This window comes from Paenibacillus swuensis, assembly GCF_001644605.1.
Classification (GTDB): domain Bacteria; phylum Bacillota; class Bacilli; order Paenibacillales; family DY6; genus Paenibacillus_N; species Paenibacillus_N swuensis.
This window is the reverse complement of record NZ_CP011388.1, coordinates 1294748-1311473: the sequence shown is the minus strand read 5'-3', so window position 1 is coordinate 1311473 and position 16726 is coordinate 1294748. Positions and strand designations below refer to the sequence as shown.

Annotated in this window: 19 protein-coding genes; 10 read left to right on the top strand and 9 right to left on the bottom strand. The window is 46.0% G+C overall.

The window, feature by feature from the left end; translation table 11 throughout:
- Positions 1-12: 12 nt before the first annotated feature.
- Positions 13-3654, bottom strand: a complete 3642-nt coding sequence (locus SY83_RS05500; protein ID WP_068605013.1) for a beta-galactosidase — start codon at positions 3652-3654, stop codon at positions 13-15.
- A 217-nt stretch (positions 3655-3871) separates the two neighbouring features.
- Here SY83_RS05500 and SY83_RS05495 point away from each other — a divergent pair, with 217 nt between their 5' ends.
- From SY83_RS05495 to SY83_RS05485, 3 genes are all read left to right on the top strand, one after another.
- A complete protein-coding gene (locus SY83_RS05495; protein WP_068605011.1) occupies positions 3872-4729 on the top strand; it encodes a hypothetical protein in 858 nt (285 codons plus the stop codon).
- A gap of 17 nt (positions 4730-4746) precedes the next feature.
- Positions 4747-5631, top strand: a complete 885-nt coding sequence (locus SY83_RS05490) for a hypothetical protein (protein WP_068605010.1) — start codon at positions 4747-4749, stop codon at positions 5629-5631.
- 199 nt (positions 5632-5830) lie between these two features.
- Complete coding sequence (locus tag SY83_RS05485) at positions 5831-6064, top strand: hypothetical protein (RefSeq protein ID WP_068605009.1); 234 nt, start codon at positions 5831-5833, stop codon at positions 6062-6064.
- Here SY83_RS05485 and SY83_RS05480 read toward each other — a convergent pair.
- Positions 6061-6477 carry a VOC family protein gene (locus SY83_RS05480; RefSeq protein ID WP_068605007.1) on the bottom strand — a complete coding sequence of 139 codons (417 nt, stop codon included), beginning with the start codon at positions 6475-6477 and terminating at the stop codon, positions 6061-6063. The two genes, SY83_RS05485 and SY83_RS05480, sit on opposite strands and share 4 nt — an antisense overlap.
- 77 nt (positions 6478-6554) lie before the next feature.
- On the opposite strand from SY83_RS05480, the gene SY83_RS05475 reads away from it, so the two are divergent.
- Both SY83_RS05475 and SY83_RS05470 read left to right on the top strand, forming a co-directional pair.
- On the top strand, positions 6555-6998 hold the full coding sequence (locus SY83_RS05475; protein WP_068605005.1) for a hypothetical protein: 444 nt from the start codon (positions 6555-6557) through the stop codon (positions 6996-6998).
- 18 nt (positions 6999-7016) lie between these two features.
- The gene (locus SY83_RS05470) at positions 7017-7685 is read left to right on the top strand and encodes a DNA alkylation repair protein (RefSeq protein WP_068605003.1); all 669 of its coding nucleotides are present in this window, start codon (positions 7017-7019) and stop codon (positions 7683-7685) included.
- Between the two features lie 123 nt (positions 7686-7808).
- Here SY83_RS05470 and SY83_RS05465 read toward each other — a convergent pair whose 3' ends face one another.
- The 4 genes from SY83_RS05465 to SY83_RS05450 all read right to left on the bottom strand — a co-directional run bounded on the left by SY83_RS05465 (position 7809) and on the right by SY83_RS05450 (position 10146).
- Positions 7809-8549, bottom strand: a complete 741-nt coding sequence (locus tag SY83_RS05465) for a DUF4386 domain-containing protein (protein WP_068605001.1) — start codon at positions 8547-8549, stop codon at positions 7809-7811.
- Between the two features lie 57 nt (positions 8550-8606).
- Entirely contained in the window at positions 8607-8825 is a 219-nt protein-coding gene (locus SY83_RS05460) for a helix-turn-helix transcriptional regulator (protein ID WP_068604999.1), read from the bottom strand.
- 1 nt (position 8826) lies between these two features.
- Positions 8827-9273 (bottom strand): hypothetical protein, encoded by a 447-nt coding sequence (locus tag SY83_RS05455; protein ID WP_068604998.1) that lies wholly within the window; start codon positions 9271-9273, stop codon positions 8827-8829.
- Positions 9274-9567: 294 nt separating this feature from the next.
- On the bottom strand, positions 9568-10146 hold the full coding sequence (locus SY83_RS05450; RefSeq protein ID WP_068604995.1) for an NADPH-dependent FMN reductase: 579 nt from the start codon (positions 10144-10146) through the stop codon (positions 9568-9570).
- A 158-nt stretch (positions 10147-10304) separates the two neighbouring features.
- On the opposite strand from SY83_RS05450, the gene SY83_RS05445 reads away from it, so the two are divergent.
- Positions 10305-11180, top strand: coding sequence for a LysR family transcriptional regulator (locus SY83_RS05445; protein ID WP_068604993.1), 876 nt, complete (start codon positions 10305-10307; stop codon positions 11178-11180).
- Between the two features lie 15 nt (positions 11181-11195).
- Here the strand turns inward: SY83_RS05445 and SY83_RS05440 are convergent, their stop codons facing one another.
- Positions 11196-12113, bottom strand: coding sequence for a phosphotransferase (locus SY83_RS05440; protein ID WP_068604984.1), 918 nt, complete (start codon positions 12111-12113; stop codon positions 11196-11198).
- Between the two features lie 12 nt (positions 12114-12125).
- Complete coding sequence (locus SY83_RS05435; RefSeq protein WP_157279797.1) at positions 12126-13139, bottom strand: aminoglycoside phosphotransferase family protein; 1014 nt, start codon at positions 13137-13139, stop codon at positions 12126-12128.
- A 158-nt stretch (positions 13140-13297) separates the two neighbouring features.
- Here SY83_RS05435 and SY83_RS05430 point away from each other — a divergent pair, with 158 nt between their 5' ends.
- Positions 13298-14194 (top strand): type II CAAX endopeptidase family protein, encoded by an 897-nt coding sequence (locus tag SY83_RS05430; protein ID WP_068604981.1) that lies wholly within the window; start codon positions 13298-13300, stop codon positions 14192-14194.
- Positions 14195-14206: 12 nt separating this feature from the next.
- Positions 14207-15058 (top strand): phosphotransferase family protein, encoded by an 852-nt coding sequence (locus SY83_RS05425; protein WP_068604979.1) that lies wholly within the window; start codon positions 14207-14209, stop codon positions 15056-15058.
- A gap of 111 nt (positions 15059-15169) precedes the next feature.
- Here SY83_RS05425 and SY83_RS05420 read toward each other — a convergent pair whose 3' ends face one another.
- Positions 15170-15763, bottom strand: a complete 594-nt coding sequence (locus SY83_RS05420; protein ID WP_068604977.1) for a Uma2 family endonuclease — start codon at positions 15761-15763, stop codon at positions 15170-15172.
- Positions 15764-16047: 284 nt separating this feature from the next.
- Between SY83_RS05420 and SY83_RS23250 the strand changes: the two genes are divergently transcribed.
- Both SY83_RS23250 and SY83_RS23015 read left to right on the top strand, forming a co-directional pair.
- Complete coding sequence (locus tag SY83_RS23250) at positions 16048-16437, top strand: hypothetical protein (RefSeq protein ID WP_197479983.1); 390 nt, start codon at positions 16048-16050, stop codon at positions 16435-16437.
- Positions 16401-16721 carry a hypothetical protein gene (locus SY83_RS23015; protein WP_157279796.1) on the top strand — a complete coding sequence of 107 codons (321 nt, stop codon included), beginning with the start codon at positions 16401-16403 and terminating at the stop codon, positions 16719-16721. Before SY83_RS23250 ends, SY83_RS23015 begins: the two co-directional genes overlap by 37 nt.
- Positions 16722-16726 lie beyond the last annotated feature (5 nt).

The window sequence follows — 16726 nt, the reverse complement described above, 5'->3', positions numbered from 1 at the left end:
GCGCCGCCTTATTCAATCGCGATAGATACGAATGGAGTCCACATATAAGCTGCCCGGCTTAGCGATCGGATGCGCCGCTTCCACATAGATGGTCAGAAGCTCGCCTTTCCACAGCGGATTAATGGCCGGGTCGATCGTGTAGGTCGTAAACCCGCCGTCACGGGCCGTCATCGTGAATGGCACTGTACCGGTAAACGCATCGGAGAAGGGTGCCTGATCATAAAGATTGACGGCGCCTTCCCGTACGTTCGACTTGTAGCGGAAACGCAGCAGCCAGTCGGTGATATTCGTGTCGTTCCTCACTTTAAGCTCGATCTTCTGGCCGGGCTCCGCGAAGAAGTAGGCGGACCAGCTCTGGGACATGATGCGCGGGAGCCCCGTCTCGAAGCGGGCTTCCATCACGCCGCCGGCGATCGGGAATAGACCGGGTTTTGCCGGATTATAGAAAGCGTCGTAGGTATAATCGAACTGCCAGGAAGCGAGCGTCTTGGCCTCTGTGACGGCAATATCGCCGATTTCGATCGCCCCGCTGTAGCCGTGTCCGGTAACCGGCTCGATGACGAGCTGGTCGATCTCTCCTTGCCAGTTCGCATGGCGTCCGATCGGAAAAGCATAGGTGCGGTATTCGGCATCATTGGCCACAACCGGCACCAGCACGGACTGTTCGGGCTTCCAGACGCCTGCCGACTTCCAGGATACTTTCGCCATCGGCGAGCCGGTGCCGTTCTTCAGGCGGAAGGAAATCAGCTGCGCCTTTGAGGCGGATAGCCGAAGTTGGTCCGGCGAGGTCAGCGACTTGATGCCGAATTGCAGCTCCGCATACAGCCGGCCCTCCGTAATGTTAGCCTGCTTGAAGCCGCTTTGCATCGTCCAGCCTTGCAAACCGCTGTCCGCCCGTTCACTGAACGTCCACCCATGAACGGTTGTCTCAGGCGTCGGATGTGTTGCCATCTTCACCGCTTGCTTACGGACAAGAGCAAGCGGAGAGACGATCGGCTGACCGTTAATCGTGCGCACCTGCACCTTGTCGCCGGCTGGAGCTTCCAGCTCCATTCGGTATACCCCTTCGGTTTGCGGCATGAAATGAATCCGTCCGGCCAACTTACCTGGAACGGAAGTAAAGGTCTGCTCTTCGCCGGCAGCCGACCACTGATCTGTGCCGAGCTTCTTGTACAGCCTGAAGTTGAAAGCCGTACCTGGCTTTACGCCCTCGATCTCGACGTCCACGCCGTTAAAAGGCCGCAGACTTTCGAATTCGGCAGTCAGGGAGTCGGTGCGTTCGACCGTCACTTTGCCGGTGCGTTCGGAGCGGGCGGCCTGCTCTGTGGCGTACCGATTAACTCGGTACGCCAGATTGCCGTCGGCCGCCTTGTACCAGCCGACAGAACCTACTGACCGATCTAGCACGATCCGGTAGGTATCGGTCTCCAGCGTGCCGGGTACCGGGATACGGAACCAGTCCTTGTCTGCTGGATAGAAGTATTCCTTGGAGGTCACGGCCTTGAACGTTGCGCCGATCTTCTTATAGATTGTCCCGGTCAGACTATTGGGCTCGTTATTCGCTGTCCACACCGGAATTTCCACCGAGCTTACGGCTGTTCCCGGCGCAACGGTAAACTCCGTGCTGAGGCTGTCCGTGAGCACTTCGGCTTCGCTGCCGGGCAGTCTGGAAGCCGCTTCTTCCTCCCGCCACTCCCCGGCAGGCACGAAGTTGATCTCGGCATAGCGAATCGCTTCTGTGCCGTCCCCCAGATCGTCGATAATCAGATCGTTCTGAACATCCTTGCCGCTGTTGCGCGGTGAATCGGCCCAGTCGGTATCATGGAAGACGGCCGTCTTCCACTGGCCGGTGCCGGTTTTCTTCACGGAACCGAGCGTCTGCCAGCTGCCGTCACTGTTATGATACAGCGATAGGCTGAATCGGTCATTCCCCTGATCGTAATAATCGACGCTGATCGTTGTGCCGTACATCGTGTTATACTGCTGGCGGTCGTCCACATCAAACAGGATGCGTGAATTGCCCGATGTCGTCATGACCGTCTTCTCGCCGTTTAGCGTGGTAAACACCGGCGTGGCGCCCGGAGCGTCATACTGGCGCAGACCTTGCCAGATGTTGCGGATCTTGACCAACCGGGTCATCCGCGCCTGCTCGCCGGAGAAGTCGCCAAGTCTGGAGTACAATTTGGTAAAGACCGCCCGTCCCATCTGCTCATGCGCATAGTGGTAATAGGGGTTTACCTCTTTGGAGACAACGTCGTAAGGGAACATATACAGACCGTCCACACCGTCCAGCATGGCGCGATTGATGAACGAAATCGGATGCCCGAAGAATTCGTTCGTATTCTGTCCAATCGACGAGCCTGCTTCATAAATTGTCGGTATACCGGGTTTGTGGCGCATGCGGTTCATCATATAGGATGCATCCGTATAAGCGTCCCACGTATCGTAGAGCTGGCTCATGCCGTTCTGCTTGATACCGATGCCGCGTTCGACGGCCAGTTGAGCCACGCGGCGGTATATGAAGTTGCGGTTGGTCTGCTCATGCAGGCCGTAGGCCATTTGGATCAAAAGCTGTTTCTCCGGAAAATACTTCTTGTACAATTCCATGCACCAGCGGATATGTTCAAGATACATGTCCTTGTTATAACCAAGTGATAGCCACTGCGGATCGAGCGCGCCCTTCACATCATTGTCGAGCATCACTTCTTCCCAACGGCCGACACCCCCTACGATGATGCGGTTGACGCCGGGATGGTTCGCATAACGCTCCGCCATCGCACTGACCAACTTCTCATATTTCTCCCGGAATAAGGGATCGAAATAGTTAGGGAAGCCGGGAATCCGCAGTACTTTGGGCGAGGCAAGCGGAACGGCATTGATATGGTCGAGCACGAGCGAACCAGGGCCGTCCATGCCCCAGACAATCTTATATTCACCGCTCTTACCTTGAAGATGGAAGGTGGCCGTCTTCGTGCCGGTGTCGCCCGCAGCGAGCGTCCACGAATAAGCGATTGCCTCGGCAGCCGGATCGACCGGTACGGCCTTTACCCATAGTGTAGAGTCGGCAAGTGCCCTGACGTCAAATTGAACGGAATACGATAGGGGCGGCGTAATTGAATAGACTGAAGATAGAAACCCGGGATGACCTCCCTCATCCGATTCCACGGCAAGCGACCTGGTGCCCGCAAGAACCCGGGACGGATCATCTGTAAGGCGGGCTGGGGAAGACGGTGTATACCGATTACGGCCCTGCTCGAAATCATCCCATTGGCCGTCGATAATGCGGCGGACATTATACTTCTCGAACAGCCATTCCGGCGTTACGTCAGCTAAATTGTCAGCCGTGGCAAGGGCCAACGTCACTTTCTTACCCTGACTGGACCAATTGCGTATGCCTTCATCGAATAGCGCCCAGTTGTAGACGCCTTCCACATGTTCAATCATATCCCAATGCGCGGCAACTTCGACGGTCGATATATCGGGACGAAGAACCCCTGCTGTCGATTCATAGGTGTACGTTTGGCGGGCCATATTCACGAAACCGTGATCTTGCAGGCTTTCGACCGGAACCGCTGAGAATCCTTGATAGCTTATCGCTCCTAATTTTGGCGGCGGAATAACTATTGCCATCAAGACCGCCAAGAGTAATGCCATGCTTGACCGTGTTCTGCTGAATCTCACGAAATCAACTCCCGTAGAATAAGTATGGCCGGATGTGCCCGGCGGGCAAGTTAATTGTAAAATTCTATGTAAACGCATACAATAGTAATTCTTTGTGCTTTGGGTTTAATTTTGCGGATGTGTATCAAAAGGAAAGGATGACTGTCCAACGAAATAGTTAATGAGAATATTCGCTCTTTGGAGGTATGAAATGATTACGAAATTGTCTAATGAAAGATTTGAAAAGGCCAAATCATACATAAAGGAACACGGCAGAACACTTGATCAATCACGTTTAGATTACTACTTACATCACGGATCTAAAGAAAATGTATTGAATGTATTAAGAACACACCAAAATCTAGATGGTGGATTTCAAGATATGGGTGAGGGGCCGCGAAATTTTTCTTCCCCAATCGGCACAAGTGTTGCGTTCCAGCTACTAACCGATTTGGATGTTCCCGTAAATGATCCAATGGTCCAGAATGGCCTAAAATATATCGTTGAAACGTTCGACCATGACCTAGGATTATGGCAACCTGCCTTTAATTGGCTTCATGAAGAAGTAAATCTCGTCCAAAGTTGGGGTAATCCAAGCGCAGAGTTAGTTGGATATTTAAACCATTACAAGGAAATAGTTTCAAATACCTTCTTGGATAAATTACTCAATATCACGGCAAGGAACATGTTGCTTGTTAAACGGCCTATGGATACCTTTGTGCTTTTATGTTACATGAGATTAGTGAAGTTTGCGCCGGATGGCTTAAAAGAGTTGATAATACAGAGATTACAAGAAGATGTTCCAAAAGTGATTGAAACTGACCCTGCAAAGTGGTCCAAATGGTGCACAAAACCATATTGGTTTGCTATTTCGTCGACCAGTCCTGTTGCAGATATCATCAATCAAGACGTAATCAGAAATTTAGAGTATGAAATACAAAATCAAACGGATGAAGGGTTTTTCCCACCCCATTGGAATGACACCGAAGAAAACTTATGGAATTGGAAAAGTATCTTAACAATTGACGTACTGAAGGCGCTGCGCAATTACAATATGATTGATCAGTAAAATTGGAGGTTATGAGCATGGGCAAGGCACAGGTACTTAGTCGAGCTAAGGATTTTATATACAACAACGCGCGTTTGTTGGATCGTAAACGCTACGAGTATCATTTGGAAGGCGGGTCGAATGTTGAGGTTGTCGATGTTCTTAAAGCGTATCAAAATCAGGACGGCGGTTTCGGGAATGCACTTGAACCTGACATCCGCTGCCCCCAAAGCCAACCAGTTCCAACCGAATTGGCATTGACTATTATGGAAGAAGTTGGCTATTTTAATCCGTATATCATCAAAGGAATAGCTAAATACCTTCAAAAAATTACTTTAAAAGATGGCGGAATACCATTTGTTTTTAAAAGTGCCAGCCTTTATCCTCATGCGCCGTGGTGGAAATCAGAAGAAGAATGCCGACCTTCAATTAATCCAACTGGAAAAATTCTTGGGTATTTATACAAACAGAAGGTGTATACGGATTGTTACCAAGAAGAGTGGTTTTTAAAAAATGAACAATTTATTTGGGACTATTTAGATAACGGGAACCCAACAGGTTACCATGATGGAATTCAACTGATTACTTTCTTGGAGAATATACCTGATACCAACAAGGCAGACAAGTATTGGCCATTTGTTGACGATTGGCTGAGTCGAACTGGAACAATCGAACGTAACCCGCTCGCGGAAGGTTATGTCCATAAAGTACTTGATTGGTGTCCTGTCTCTACAAGCTACTCGAGGAAGTTTATTCCTGATGTAGAGATCAACAACCATATACAAGTTCTTATTGAACAGCAACAAGAGGACGGAGGGTGGCCGATTAACTGGCCAGCACTTTCTATCGGTACGGAGTTAGAATGGCGGGGTTGGATTACGGTAGAAAGGCTAAGAACATTAAAATCATACGGGATTATATAAGAGTATCTCTAACGAATAACGATCGTTAAAAATAGAGAGGTATTGCGAGTTATTTCTAAAGTATAGACAAGGGTTAATTTATTGGTTATTGATTTATTAGTACGATTGTGCTAACTAAATCCTGCCTATCAATTCGAATTGAGGCGGTCCGCTTCATTGCATATTATGAAGGTACCACCCTTCGGGGAGATCGTTAAGGGTGGCCGCGATGAACGAGACCGCATTTGACGAACCACAATTTGTAATGCTTGAAGCCGGGCTTAACTTCGTATCAACAGCTGCTGTCCCGAATGTGGAGGCCTTCGAGCAATTCGATATTGCTGCGCTCGTCGCGTTGTTCCACGACTTCATTCATACGCCATTATTTTCGAGATTCGAAGAAGACGCCGTTAAAGATGCCCCGGCGTCTTTCTTTTTGAACCGATATTCTTAACCTTGTGCCGCATCCATGTTCATGTAGTTAATGGCCCACAGATGGCCGTCCAAATCCACGAAGCCCCAATGATACATGGGCCCATGATCTTCAGGTTCAGCGTGCAATCTCCCGCCTAAGGAGACCGCGGTATTCACGATTTCATTGACCTTTTCCCGGCTCTCGAAGGCCATTGCGATCGTCATCTGCGCATACTTGCTCGTATCGACGGATTCCTTCTCCGTGAGCGTATTAAAGAATGCTTGATTGATTAGCATGACCTGCAGGTTGTCGCCGATCACGATGGCTACCGAATTCTCGTTATCGGGAAATTGCGGGTTGAGCGCGAATCCGAGTCCGGTGAAGAATACTTTCGATTGTTCTACATTTGTTACAGGCAGGTTGAAGCTCGTGAATGAGGACGTTAATGCCATTTTCAAAACACCTCTTCGTCAATTTAGTTTTTGCTCATTTAAAATGTTACTATTGGTATAAAAAGGAGGTAATGTTGATGGAAATAAAGCATTCAGTTAAGAACCCATCAAGGATTGGAACCTTTATAGGCATGATAGCACTTATAACTATTCTTGTATTCAGATTATGGGATCATAGGGGGTTATTTTACCCTTCATTAATAGTGATTCTTATGTGTTTAGTTGTACTGGTACTCGCATTGTACAGAACAATTTTTAAGAAACCAACGGAGTTATGCCTATGCCATGAGCAAATCATTTTAAATAGGAAAATAATCAATTCAAAAGATATTAAAGTGATCATGACCAGGGGGTACTTTAAACCTGTTATTGGGATATTACCATACAAGAGGAAGATCGTCCCGTTGGATATGGCATTTAGGTACTCAAAGGATAAGGATCGAGGTATCTCGGATTTAAAGAGTTGGGCCAAACTAAACAATGTACAGATGGTCAATAAATCTTTTCAGACGTGGATATAAGTTTAGGAGTTGTATAAAATGAATGAAAATACAGGTACAGAATTAAAACGTTCTTCAAAAGCAGAAGACATTCTACCTCAGATCCATAGTAAAACGAAGCTAGGCGACTTACGGAAAATCGCAAAGGACATTAAAAAAGATCACGAACTAGCTATGGACCTTTGGTCAACCGGAGAGTTTTTGCCCAGACTATTAGCAATTTTAATTATGAATAATAAACTTCTTTCACAAGAAGTGTTAAATAAGCTTGATCAGGATATGCAGATTCACACTTTTGATGAGCAAAATAATTTAATGGATTGGTTACTGGCGAATCAGCTCACCAAAGACAAGAAGACCATTGCATTGATGGAGTCATGGGAAAATAGCCTTTTTGCTCTTCAGAAGCGAACTTTCTGGTATTACCAAGCACGACTGAGATGGACTGGACAAACACCGCCTGATAACACCTCAGACTTGCTATCTAAAATAGAAGCTAATATTTCGAAGGAAGAACCGGAAGTTCAATGGGCTATGAATTTCACCGCAGGTTGGATCGGCGTTTATGATGAAAAGAATCGTGCACGTTGTATTAAACTTGGTGAGAAAACGGGTCTATACAAAGATGAAATCGTAGCAAGAGGATGTACTCCCAGCTATTTACCGGAGTTTATTACAATTGAAGTTAACAAAAGGCAAAATAATTAGAGATCAAAAAAGTATTTTAACAACTATAAATCCTAAAAAAGAATTAATTATAGAAGAGCAACACGCTGTGATGGGCGTGTTGCTCTTTGGGTTTATAGTTCACAGAGTTCCTCTGCGCATAATTTATTGGCCTGTTACGGGAACCGGTGATCCAGTCGGAATGTTATTTGCAGACATGGAAGCTACTACTGACTGGTTGAATCCTTTCACGATGAGCCATACCGCGAGGATCATTTCAGTGGTTGCTACAGGCAGCGCCAGAATGGCTCCCCAAGCGGATACTTGTTCAATTACACCGAACATGACCAACAAGCCATATATAAAAACAAGAGCCGCCCCTGTTATACCCAAGATAGATATAAACCTCGGTACGAGCTTGGATTTATAAAATATATAACTGTACATTATGGTATTAATACCAAGCATGAAAAGGGGGCCAAGCATAAATGTCCAGTCATGTATGGCTATAAGTAAAGTACCTGAAACTTGAAAGGTGGCAGGATCGGAGGCGCCTGTTGATACAAACTCCCGGCTTAGCGTCACCAGGGACAGTACGCTGATTACACCAATAGTAATAATAACCGCTTCAAGAAATCGGAAGCACAGATGCCACAGAGCTATCGTTTCATTATACTTTCGTAACAAAGGAAACATGGTAGCCGCAGTTCCAACCGCCGAAACAACCAGTATTAACTCCATGAGCGCTCCCAATATGACCTGGTTGGCATGTTTAGCACCTTGAATTAGGTAGTCGGGGTCATCTAGGATAGGTCTGTACAAATTAAAAGCAGCTATTATCGATGAAACCGCTGCAAGGATGAACAGTGCTCCCACAATTTTGGCGTTATTGTTGTATGACCTCATCTGGTTTATCTCCTTCTCCATTCATAATAAGTAAATAAGTAATGCTAATTTTCACTCCTAAGTGTTCTCTCCATAAAAGAATACCTCTTCTAGAGGCAAATTGAAGGCGCGCGCAATACGAAAGGCCAGTTCCAGAGATGGAGAGTAGTTGCCCTTCTCCAGAGCGACAATTGTTTGTCTGGTTACACCCACCCTGTCAGCTAGCTGCTGCTGTGTCATTTCATCATGATTGAATCGCAATTTGCGTATGTGGTTGCTGACGAGAGTACTTCCCATATTAGACTCCTTTCCTATAGTGATAAAGTTTCGTAACGGAGCCTGTCAAATCGGAGAGAAACCCGGAGGCGATTAGAATGATGAACATCGCTTGCGACGGGCGATCGATGACCAGTGAACCCATGGCAAGAAGAAAGCCGACAATAAACACGAAAAAGGAGATTCGATATGCTTTTAATTCAATGAGCTTATCCAGCTCATCCGCGAATTTGGGTTCTATTTCTCTGGTCGTTATACGGTAGACGATGTTAAAAATAATGCTGATTATAATATGCGCGACTATGGAAATCAGCATGAGTATGAGGACGAAGGAACCCCAGAAGCGAAAGGTTTCCGTCGACTCCACCTTCCATTCGGGGAACTGCGGATACATGTACAAACAATAAAATCCGAAAATGAGTATAGTGCTGATCAACGATACGATGCTTTTCTTTTCTTGATAGGTCACGACATAGCCTCCTGTAATATAATTCATACATAAAGTAAAGTATTCTATACATTATATTACCAAATATAAACATAATGTCAACTAAACTATACATATTTTAGGGACAATGGGGTGCATATCAAAATTGGTAGATTCCTCGGTGAAAATGGACTGGATCGGGATGGAGTTTTTTCGAGGGTATTGGGGAGGCACCTGTAGAAATGTATACTGAACAGTGGAAGCCGAAACCTTTAGTGGGTTTCGGCTTCCTATGTGTGTAGCTTGGATTTATGACCAGAAAAATTCTTGTGTACTTTATTGAACTCCAATTTCACTGCGCTCACGCAATGGTTTCAATGCATTACTCCAACTAATAACCTGATCCAGCATGGCGTTAATGGCCTGGTCTTGGTTGGCCCTAGGCTTGAAAATATGGTAATCCTGAAAATCAGCCATGAGTGAAAGATCGACCTGCTCGCGTACATCGGCAATTCCAAGTTCAGCCATAACGAGCCTCAACTGCTCCACCCCGCGTGTACCTCCGCCACCACCATAGCCTACAAAACCGGCGGCTTTATTGCCCCATTCGTGGTACAAATAGTCAATTGCGTTCTTTAATGCACCCGACATCGAGTGATTATACTCTGGCGATACAAACACATAACCATCGAATGAAGCAATCTTTGAAGACCAGGCCAAGGTATGTGGTTTCGTGTACTGGCCCATAATCGCTGGCACTGGCTCATCCAGAAGCGGCAGATCAAATGCAGCAATGTCCACAAGCTCAAATTCGGCATCCGTCCGTTTAAGAGCGGTTTCGTAAACCCAGCTGGCAATGGTTTCTCCGTTGCGTCCGGGCCGCGTACTTCCTAAAATGATGGCGATCTTTGTCATTGTTATTACTCCTCTCAGAATAGAAATTCGAATTGCTTTTTCATATTCAGTATAGAGGTCGGGTGCGGTGTACTACCAACACATAAATTGTGTACACTTACAATGAATATACATATAATTATTTAAGTTAATCAATTGTACGGGGGAGGATATAGCCCATGGAATTGCAGCAACTACGTTGTTTCGCGGCCGTCGCCTCTGAGCTTCATTTTGTTCGTGCTGCGGAAAAGATGCATATGGCACAGCAAGCGATCAGCTTTCAAGTCAAACAGCTCGAGAAGGAACTTGGGGTTCAATTGTTTCATCGTACAACCCGCAAAGTGACGCTGACGATGGCAGGAGAAGCATTGCTCGAGGAAGTGGCGCAAATATTCGCCCATTTGGATCGGGCAGTTGAAGAGGTGCGCCGTGCGGATCGCGGTGAGCGCGGCCGACTTGTTGTGGGATTCGTTCATACCATGTCTTATAACATTTTGCCTGACGTCGTTAAGCGATTCCGCGATATGCATCCCGATGTTAAGGTTGTGCTGATCGAGTCGACACCTTCCGAACTCGAGCAGAAATTACTCGCTGGAGAAGTGGATGTTGCGCTTAACGTTAAGGCTTTGGGCCAAAACGGGTTGCCAGCATATGAATGGAAGACCTTATCCATCGAGCGGATGACTGTTGCCGTTCCTAAATCACACCGGCTAGCGGGTGAGGAAGGGGTGAAATTAACCGATCTGTCGGACGAATTATTTATTTTAATCAATGGGAATGCACTCATGCAAAATTGCTTTCATTATGTTTGCCGGGAAGCCGGGTTTTCGCCCCGGATCTTCCAAGAGGCCGCTAACGATCAGTCAGCTATCGGATTAGTTGCAGCCGGGATGGGCATATCCCTTGTCTTCGGGTGCCTGAACAAGCTTTACGAGAACCAAGTCGTGTATCTGCCTCTGATAGACCCGGGTTTCGATTTCGAATTCGCCGTTTACTGGAGGCGGAACCATTCTCTTGCGCTTGTGGATCGTTTTATCGAAGCTTGCCCAGGATGAACGCTGCAAAATTTATTACAGGTCTCGTACACGTAGCTTAATAATTAAATCTACTTGATGAATAAAATCTTCTGCAAGTTTAAGCTGCTTAGTTGCAAACTCCAAATCTCCCATACCAGCAAGGGCAAAATCTAGATTACCTAATGTGGACATGAGGATACGAGCGGTTATAGCAATTCCAAAAGCTTCTAAATCGGGTCCATTATCTAATTGTCTCAATATATATGTGAAAGTTGGCTCCTGAACTCCGTTGAATAGTGCAAGATTACTTACGAATGAAGCCAGGTCCCAGTATTTAGGCATTAGTGAAAAATCTTCAAAATCTGTCCAGATCCAACCCTCCGGACCTGGCAATAAGTTTCTTGAGTGCGCATCTCCATGACAAGGTATTAATAAAGTTGGTTTAAGACGTAACTGTCTATCCACTGTTTTGAAAACACATAATAGTTCTTGTACGCGTTGATCGGGATGATTTATTAGTCTATTAGCAGATTGACATGTCCGCTCCCAGACACCAAGTAGGGGAACCTCGTCGGAGAAGTCTTTCATACCAAGGGAAAGTGTGTTTATTAGTTCAACGGCTTCACTTGGCGAAGGAGGTTGTAATTGTGTAGGGGGAGCATATTTCCAAAATGTCATCCATGTCTCACCGACAGCGTATGGTCTTGTATTTGCTAGTTCCGATGGTAATAATACGGGTACGCCCTTGGCATGAAGGTGTAGCGCTATTTTTAGCTCCCGATTAAGTGTCTTGTATACGTAATCTGTACCTTCTTTCGTTACGTCACAGGCTATTCGGGAAACAATAGGATGCGGGGCCAAGTGAATGATAAGATTCCCTGCAGAGCTAAGCTCCACAGGTATTACTTCATCCAATCCAGCTTGTTTTGCTATAGCTAATACTTCGGAAATAAGTTTATCTTTGTCCGCCACTAAAACAGCTCCTCAACTAGTAGGGTTGGACTTCATTTCATATATTTTTTGAAGCGTAAGGACATGTTTCATTTTCTTGTCATCATCCTCTGTGTGGAGATACCCATCCACAAGCCTATACCCGAAAACTAGAAGAATCATCTCGTAAACGCAATGATCGGCGATAGGAGATACATCCGCGTATTCCGAGAAACCTTGGTAATACGCGGGGACACATCTCTGGTAGTTCTCGACCATGTAATCAATATCCGCTTCATCTGCGATCAGGCTTGCTAGATCCTCGCCCAGGTAGCCCCATCCCGATGTATCCCAGTCGATGAGCGCGATTTTCCCGTCGGTATAGATGAGGTTGGTCACCCAGAAGTCACGGTGGCATAGCACGAGGGGTAATTGTTCGATGCGGGCGAGTATCTCGTCTGCGTGTTCATCAATGTCGATGAGCATTTGCCGCACGTGCTGCGGAATTTCGCAGTCCTCTGAGCGTATATAATCGTAGACGACAGGCCATGATCGGTAATGCTTATACGCATTCTTCATGAAATTCGCTTGGCTCAGATTGGTCAGGCTCTGCAACAAAGCAGGCTGCTCCGCATACAATTTGCCTTGAAAACTTCCTAACTCCATCGCAGCCTGTACATACATATCACCGGTCAAATCTAAACCGGTTATGCCATTGATATATTCCAGCCACAGCTGGAATTCATTCTCTTCGGCATTCATCTCTGCGTGATAACATGTTGGCCAACGGAATCCATCCGAGAATGTCGATCCCAAGTCAGACGAATAAAGATCATATTCCCGGCGCCATGAACCCAGATCGCCGTAACGCTCCCATTTCTTCTGAATTTTCAGCACAATACGGTATGGCAATTTTTTGCCATCGACCGTTTCGGCGGTGCCCATTACCAGCTGAACATTTCCCACAGTTCCACCTTGTAACGGAATGGCTTGGTAGTCGGCCGAAATGATATTTAACTTGAACAGTTGGCTTAAAGCATGAATTAGTGTTTCGATTTTAGTTTTCACTTTATTCAACCTCCGTGCTTCAATATTCGCAATCAGCATAGCACATTTATGAATGAATCAATTGGTAGAAAACTGTTATAATCTTCCTAAAGAGGTTCGGAAACGAAAGAAAATTTTGAACAGAAAGACGTTATTGTATGACAAAGAGGTGATTGCGGATGGAAGTAAGGCTGCGGGCGGTTGAGGCGGGTTGGATTTTCGTTACATCGTATGTTTTAGGTATTGTGCTGACCTTCTTTATGTACCCTGAGGGGTATAAGTCGGGAAGTTCATTATTTTATTTCTTATGCTATGCGGCCATCGGACAGATCGTACTTAATGCGCTCCCAGCGCTCATTTGGTCCAACGTTCGGGGATATGCGATTCATACGACGTTCAAGCTCAGATCCGTCAGTGCCAAGACCTGGGTGTATTGCGTTCTCTTCTATGTGATCAGCCAAATTCCACTGTTATTCATACACCAGATTACAGAAACGATTGCACATTTTGTGGGATACCAGTACGAAGTGTCCGTTTATCCTATTGCCACAGATCTGTCATCCTTCTTCCTGTTATTGATCTTTATTGGCATCATCCCGCCATTGTGCGAGGAATTGTTATTTAGAGGGGCGCTTCTGAGCGGCTATAGCTCATTGGGACTGTGGGGCGCATGTGCAATGAGTGCATTCTTGTTTGCCTTGTTCCACGATAATCCTTATCGAATTGGTGAATTGTTCTTTGCCGCGTTGTGTTCTGCATTGATAGTCAAATACTCAGGTTCTTTACTACCGGCAATTGCTGTGCATATCATGACGAACTGCTCGTATGTTATAGGGTCCTACCTGCAAGGCGGAGATCTCGTAACCAACCTTAGTCAGCCCGGAGGCACGAAACCATGGACGATTATAGGTACGGGAATGCTATCAGTGGCAGCTATTTTTATTTGTTGGAGGCTGTTAGAGAGAATTACTGGGGAACAGACTAAACCCGCAGCTGGTCCGGATAACAATGAACTTGGGATGCAATGGATGCTTCCAGTAGTGATTGCAATCATTGTTTTTGTAGTGAAAAATTAAGGGGGGACTTTCATGACGAATGCGGTGGGACGAAAGCTCGGAGAAGGCGCATGTGCGGAAGTATTCGAATGGGAAGACGGCAGCAAAATAGTCAAGTTGGCAAAGCCTAATATAAACGCTGCTGAATTAGAAAGAGAATGGAATCATTGTCGAAGTGCTTGGGAGTGTGGACTGCCTGTGCCCGAGACGTTCGGCCTAGTAACTGTAGAAGGGAGACAGGGCATTGTTTTTGAGCGGATTTATGGAGAGTCCATTTTAAGTCGTTTTATAAACAAAACGATAGGGCCGAGTAAACAAGAGGACAGATCGGTATTGGTAGAAGATTATTTAGGCGCCCGGATCACGGCTCGGCTTTTGTATCAAATACATACAAAATCCGTGAATTTATCGAGTCAGCGGGCGAAATTTAGAAATGATATTGGCCGAGCAACAATACTGACTAAACTAGAGATAGAAACTCTGATCGCCCATTTGGACCAACTACCCGTTAAGGAGCAACTGTGTCATGGAGATCCGAACCCCGGGAACATCTTATTACGAGATCATGAAGCCCTCATCATCGATTGGAATGATGCTTCCACTGGGAACCCAGAAGCGGACTTGGCAGAATACATTATATTGATTCAATATGCGGTCATCCCCCCGTACCTGCCTGCTGAACTAAAAGCCTATTTAGACACAATCAGAGAATCGACCATCCAGATATTCTTAGAGGAATACGAAGAGTTATCTGGCATCGGGTACGCAGAGATTGAGCCTTGGATCGCTCCTGTTGCAGCACGAAAGTTGTCAGCGGATGCCACTTCAGAATCGGAAAGAGTATTACTAGTGGATGAAATAAGAAAAAGAATGCGGAACAAGTGATTATTCACGGCGATTTGCCCAATGAAATTAGTGCTGTGTCTCGTAAACGTAATCAGTGCAAATGCTGAAAACTTTAATCCTCTTTGGAACGTTGCACCAAATCACGTAAACTTATAACGGCAACTCTTCAACATATTTCATCACGGCCGCCATTGTAAACGAAAGACAAGGCATGCTTGTCGACTGTACCGGTTCATCGCCTATGAATACATTGTTCAACTGATACAAACCATCCTTCAGTTCATATTGTTCCAATGACCCTGACAGGGGATCGACAATCCAGTATTCGGCTATGCCAAAAGCGGCATAAGTTCTGCTTTTATGAATCTTGTCGCGCTTAAGTGTGGAAGGGGAGAGAATCTCTACCACCACATCCGGCGGGCCCTCGACACCCCGCTTACTGAGAATATGAAAGCGGCTGCGATGGATGATAGCCAAGTCTGGTTGACGCACTTCCGTGGGAGATAGAATCAAGTCGAAGGGCGCATCGAGGATGATATATTCTTGCTCGCAGGTATCGGCTATCCGCTTCTGAATCTGGAAGCTAATGACTTGATGTAACAGGTTCGGTCCGGGACTCATTAACTCCAACATACCGTCCACTAACTCATAGCGATTACCGTCCTCCATAGAGGCGTAAACCTCATAGTCTGCATGCTGTTCACGTGTGCGATCATTGGTTGGTTTGTTATTGTTCGTTGACATCAGGCATTACCTCCATCTCCCTGTTTAAGTAATAATTTTACCATAAACAACGTCTGAAAGAATGGTTTATAATGGATAAGCAGAAGTGCCAAGGTGTTTTATATTTTGCCGCAGAAGGAGGGGTATTTTGAATAAAGCTAGAAAATTTCTTATGTTGGCCGCATTATTGCTAATTTTCTCGGGTTGTTCGAACAATGGATACAATACCATAGAAGAGGCAGAAACAGGAAGAGCATGCAATCGTATTCCCTGAATCTATAAATCTTTCTTTCAAACCTGTAAATATGACAGCGCTAATTAAGGCAAAACCGGAGCAGGACTGGAAGCAGACGCGAAGCGTACCTTTTGGATCAATCGGTGGGAATGTGGTAAGTCTGGATGTATACAAGGTACCTAAAGAAGATTTATGCGGAATTGAACATGAACGCGTCGGGCTTCTGACGTATAAGAACCAGGCTTATCGATACCAAGACTGCTTCTCATACAGTATGGATGATGACGGGCAAGGAACTAGTTTCATCCTGAATTATCAGCCGAATGATCACCACAACCAACAACTGGTGCACGGTGCTGCTGAGTTGGCTGCCAATGGGCCGGGGCGGAAGGTCTATTATGTTTATGATGGTACGCAAGATAGATGGTTCGGTTTGAGGATTGGGGCACCCCTCAGGTAGCGCATCTGGATGACGATGGCTATGAGGAGTTAATTATTCACTTTGAAGGATTGCATACGAGCGGACCAGATGTCTCCCTTTACCGATGGAATGGGGCTAAACTAGAGCGTAGTGAAACCATTCGGAATGCGCTCGGTATATCCAACAAATCGTGGAACAGTGTGACTCTAGACCGACAAACCCAACAATTGAAGATAGCTACCGTTGTAGATTCCCAGTCGAACGCTTCTACAGAAACGATTTATGTGTACGATAATGGAAAGTTTGAACGGACTATTCCATAAATCTA

Bases quoted from the DNA above. Each gene is read 5' to 3' on its own strand.
- SY83_RS05500 (WP_068605013.1), bottom strand. From the start codon at position 3,654: ATGGCATTACTCTTGGCGGTCTTGATGGCAATAGTTATTCCGCCGCCA.
- SY83_RS05495 (WP_068605011.1), top strand. From the start codon at position 3,872: ATGATTACGAAATTGTCTAATGAAAGATTTGAAAAGGCCAAATCATAC.
- SY83_RS05490 (WP_068605010.1), top strand. From the start codon at position 4,747: ATGGGCAAGGCACAGGTACTTAGTCGAGCTAAGGATTTTATATACAAC.
- SY83_RS05480 (WP_068605007.1), bottom strand. From the start codon at position 6,477: ATGGCATTAACGTCCTCATTCACGAGCTTCAACCTGCCTGTAACAAAT.
- SY83_RS05475 (WP_068605005.1), top strand. From the start codon at position 6,555: ATGGAAATAAAGCATTCAGTTAAGAACCCATCAAGGATTGGAACCTTT.
- SY83_RS05470 (WP_068605003.1), top strand. From the start codon at position 7,017: ATGAATGAAAATACAGGTACAGAATTAAAACGTTCTTCAAAAGCAGAA.
- SY83_RS05465 (WP_068605001.1), bottom strand. From the start codon at position 8,549: ATGAGGTCATACAACAATAACGCCAAAATTGTGGGAGCACTGTTCATC.
- SY83_RS05460 (WP_068604999.1), bottom strand. From the start codon at position 8,825: ATGGGAAGTACTCTCGTCAGCAACCACATACGCAAATTGCGATTCAAT.
- SY83_RS05450 (WP_068604995.1), bottom strand. From the start codon at position 10,146: ATGACAAAGATCGCCATCATTTTAGGAAGTACGCGGCCCGGACGCAAC.
- SY83_RS05445 (WP_068604993.1), top strand. From the start codon at position 10,305: ATGGAATTGCAGCAACTACGTTGTTTCGCGGCCGTCGCCTCTGAGCTT.
- SY83_RS05430 (WP_068604981.1), top strand. From the start codon at position 13,298: ATGGAAGTAAGGCTGCGGGCGGTTGAGGCGGGTTGGATTTTCGTTACA.
- SY83_RS05425 (WP_068604979.1), top strand. From the start codon at position 14,207: ATGACGAATGCGGTGGGACGAAAGCTCGGAGAAGGCGCATGTGCGGAA.
- SY83_RS05420 (WP_068604977.1), bottom strand. From the start codon at position 15,763: ATGTCAACGAACAATAACAAACCAACCAATGATCGCACACGTGAACAG.
- SY83_RS23250 (WP_197479983.1), top strand. From the start codon at position 16,048: ATGACAGCGCTAATTAAGGCAAAACCGGAGCAGGACTGGAAGCAGACG.
- SY83_RS23015 (WP_157279796.1), top strand. From the start codon at position 16,401: ATGGTTCGGTTTGAGGATTGGGGCACCCCTCAGGTAGCGCATCTGGAT.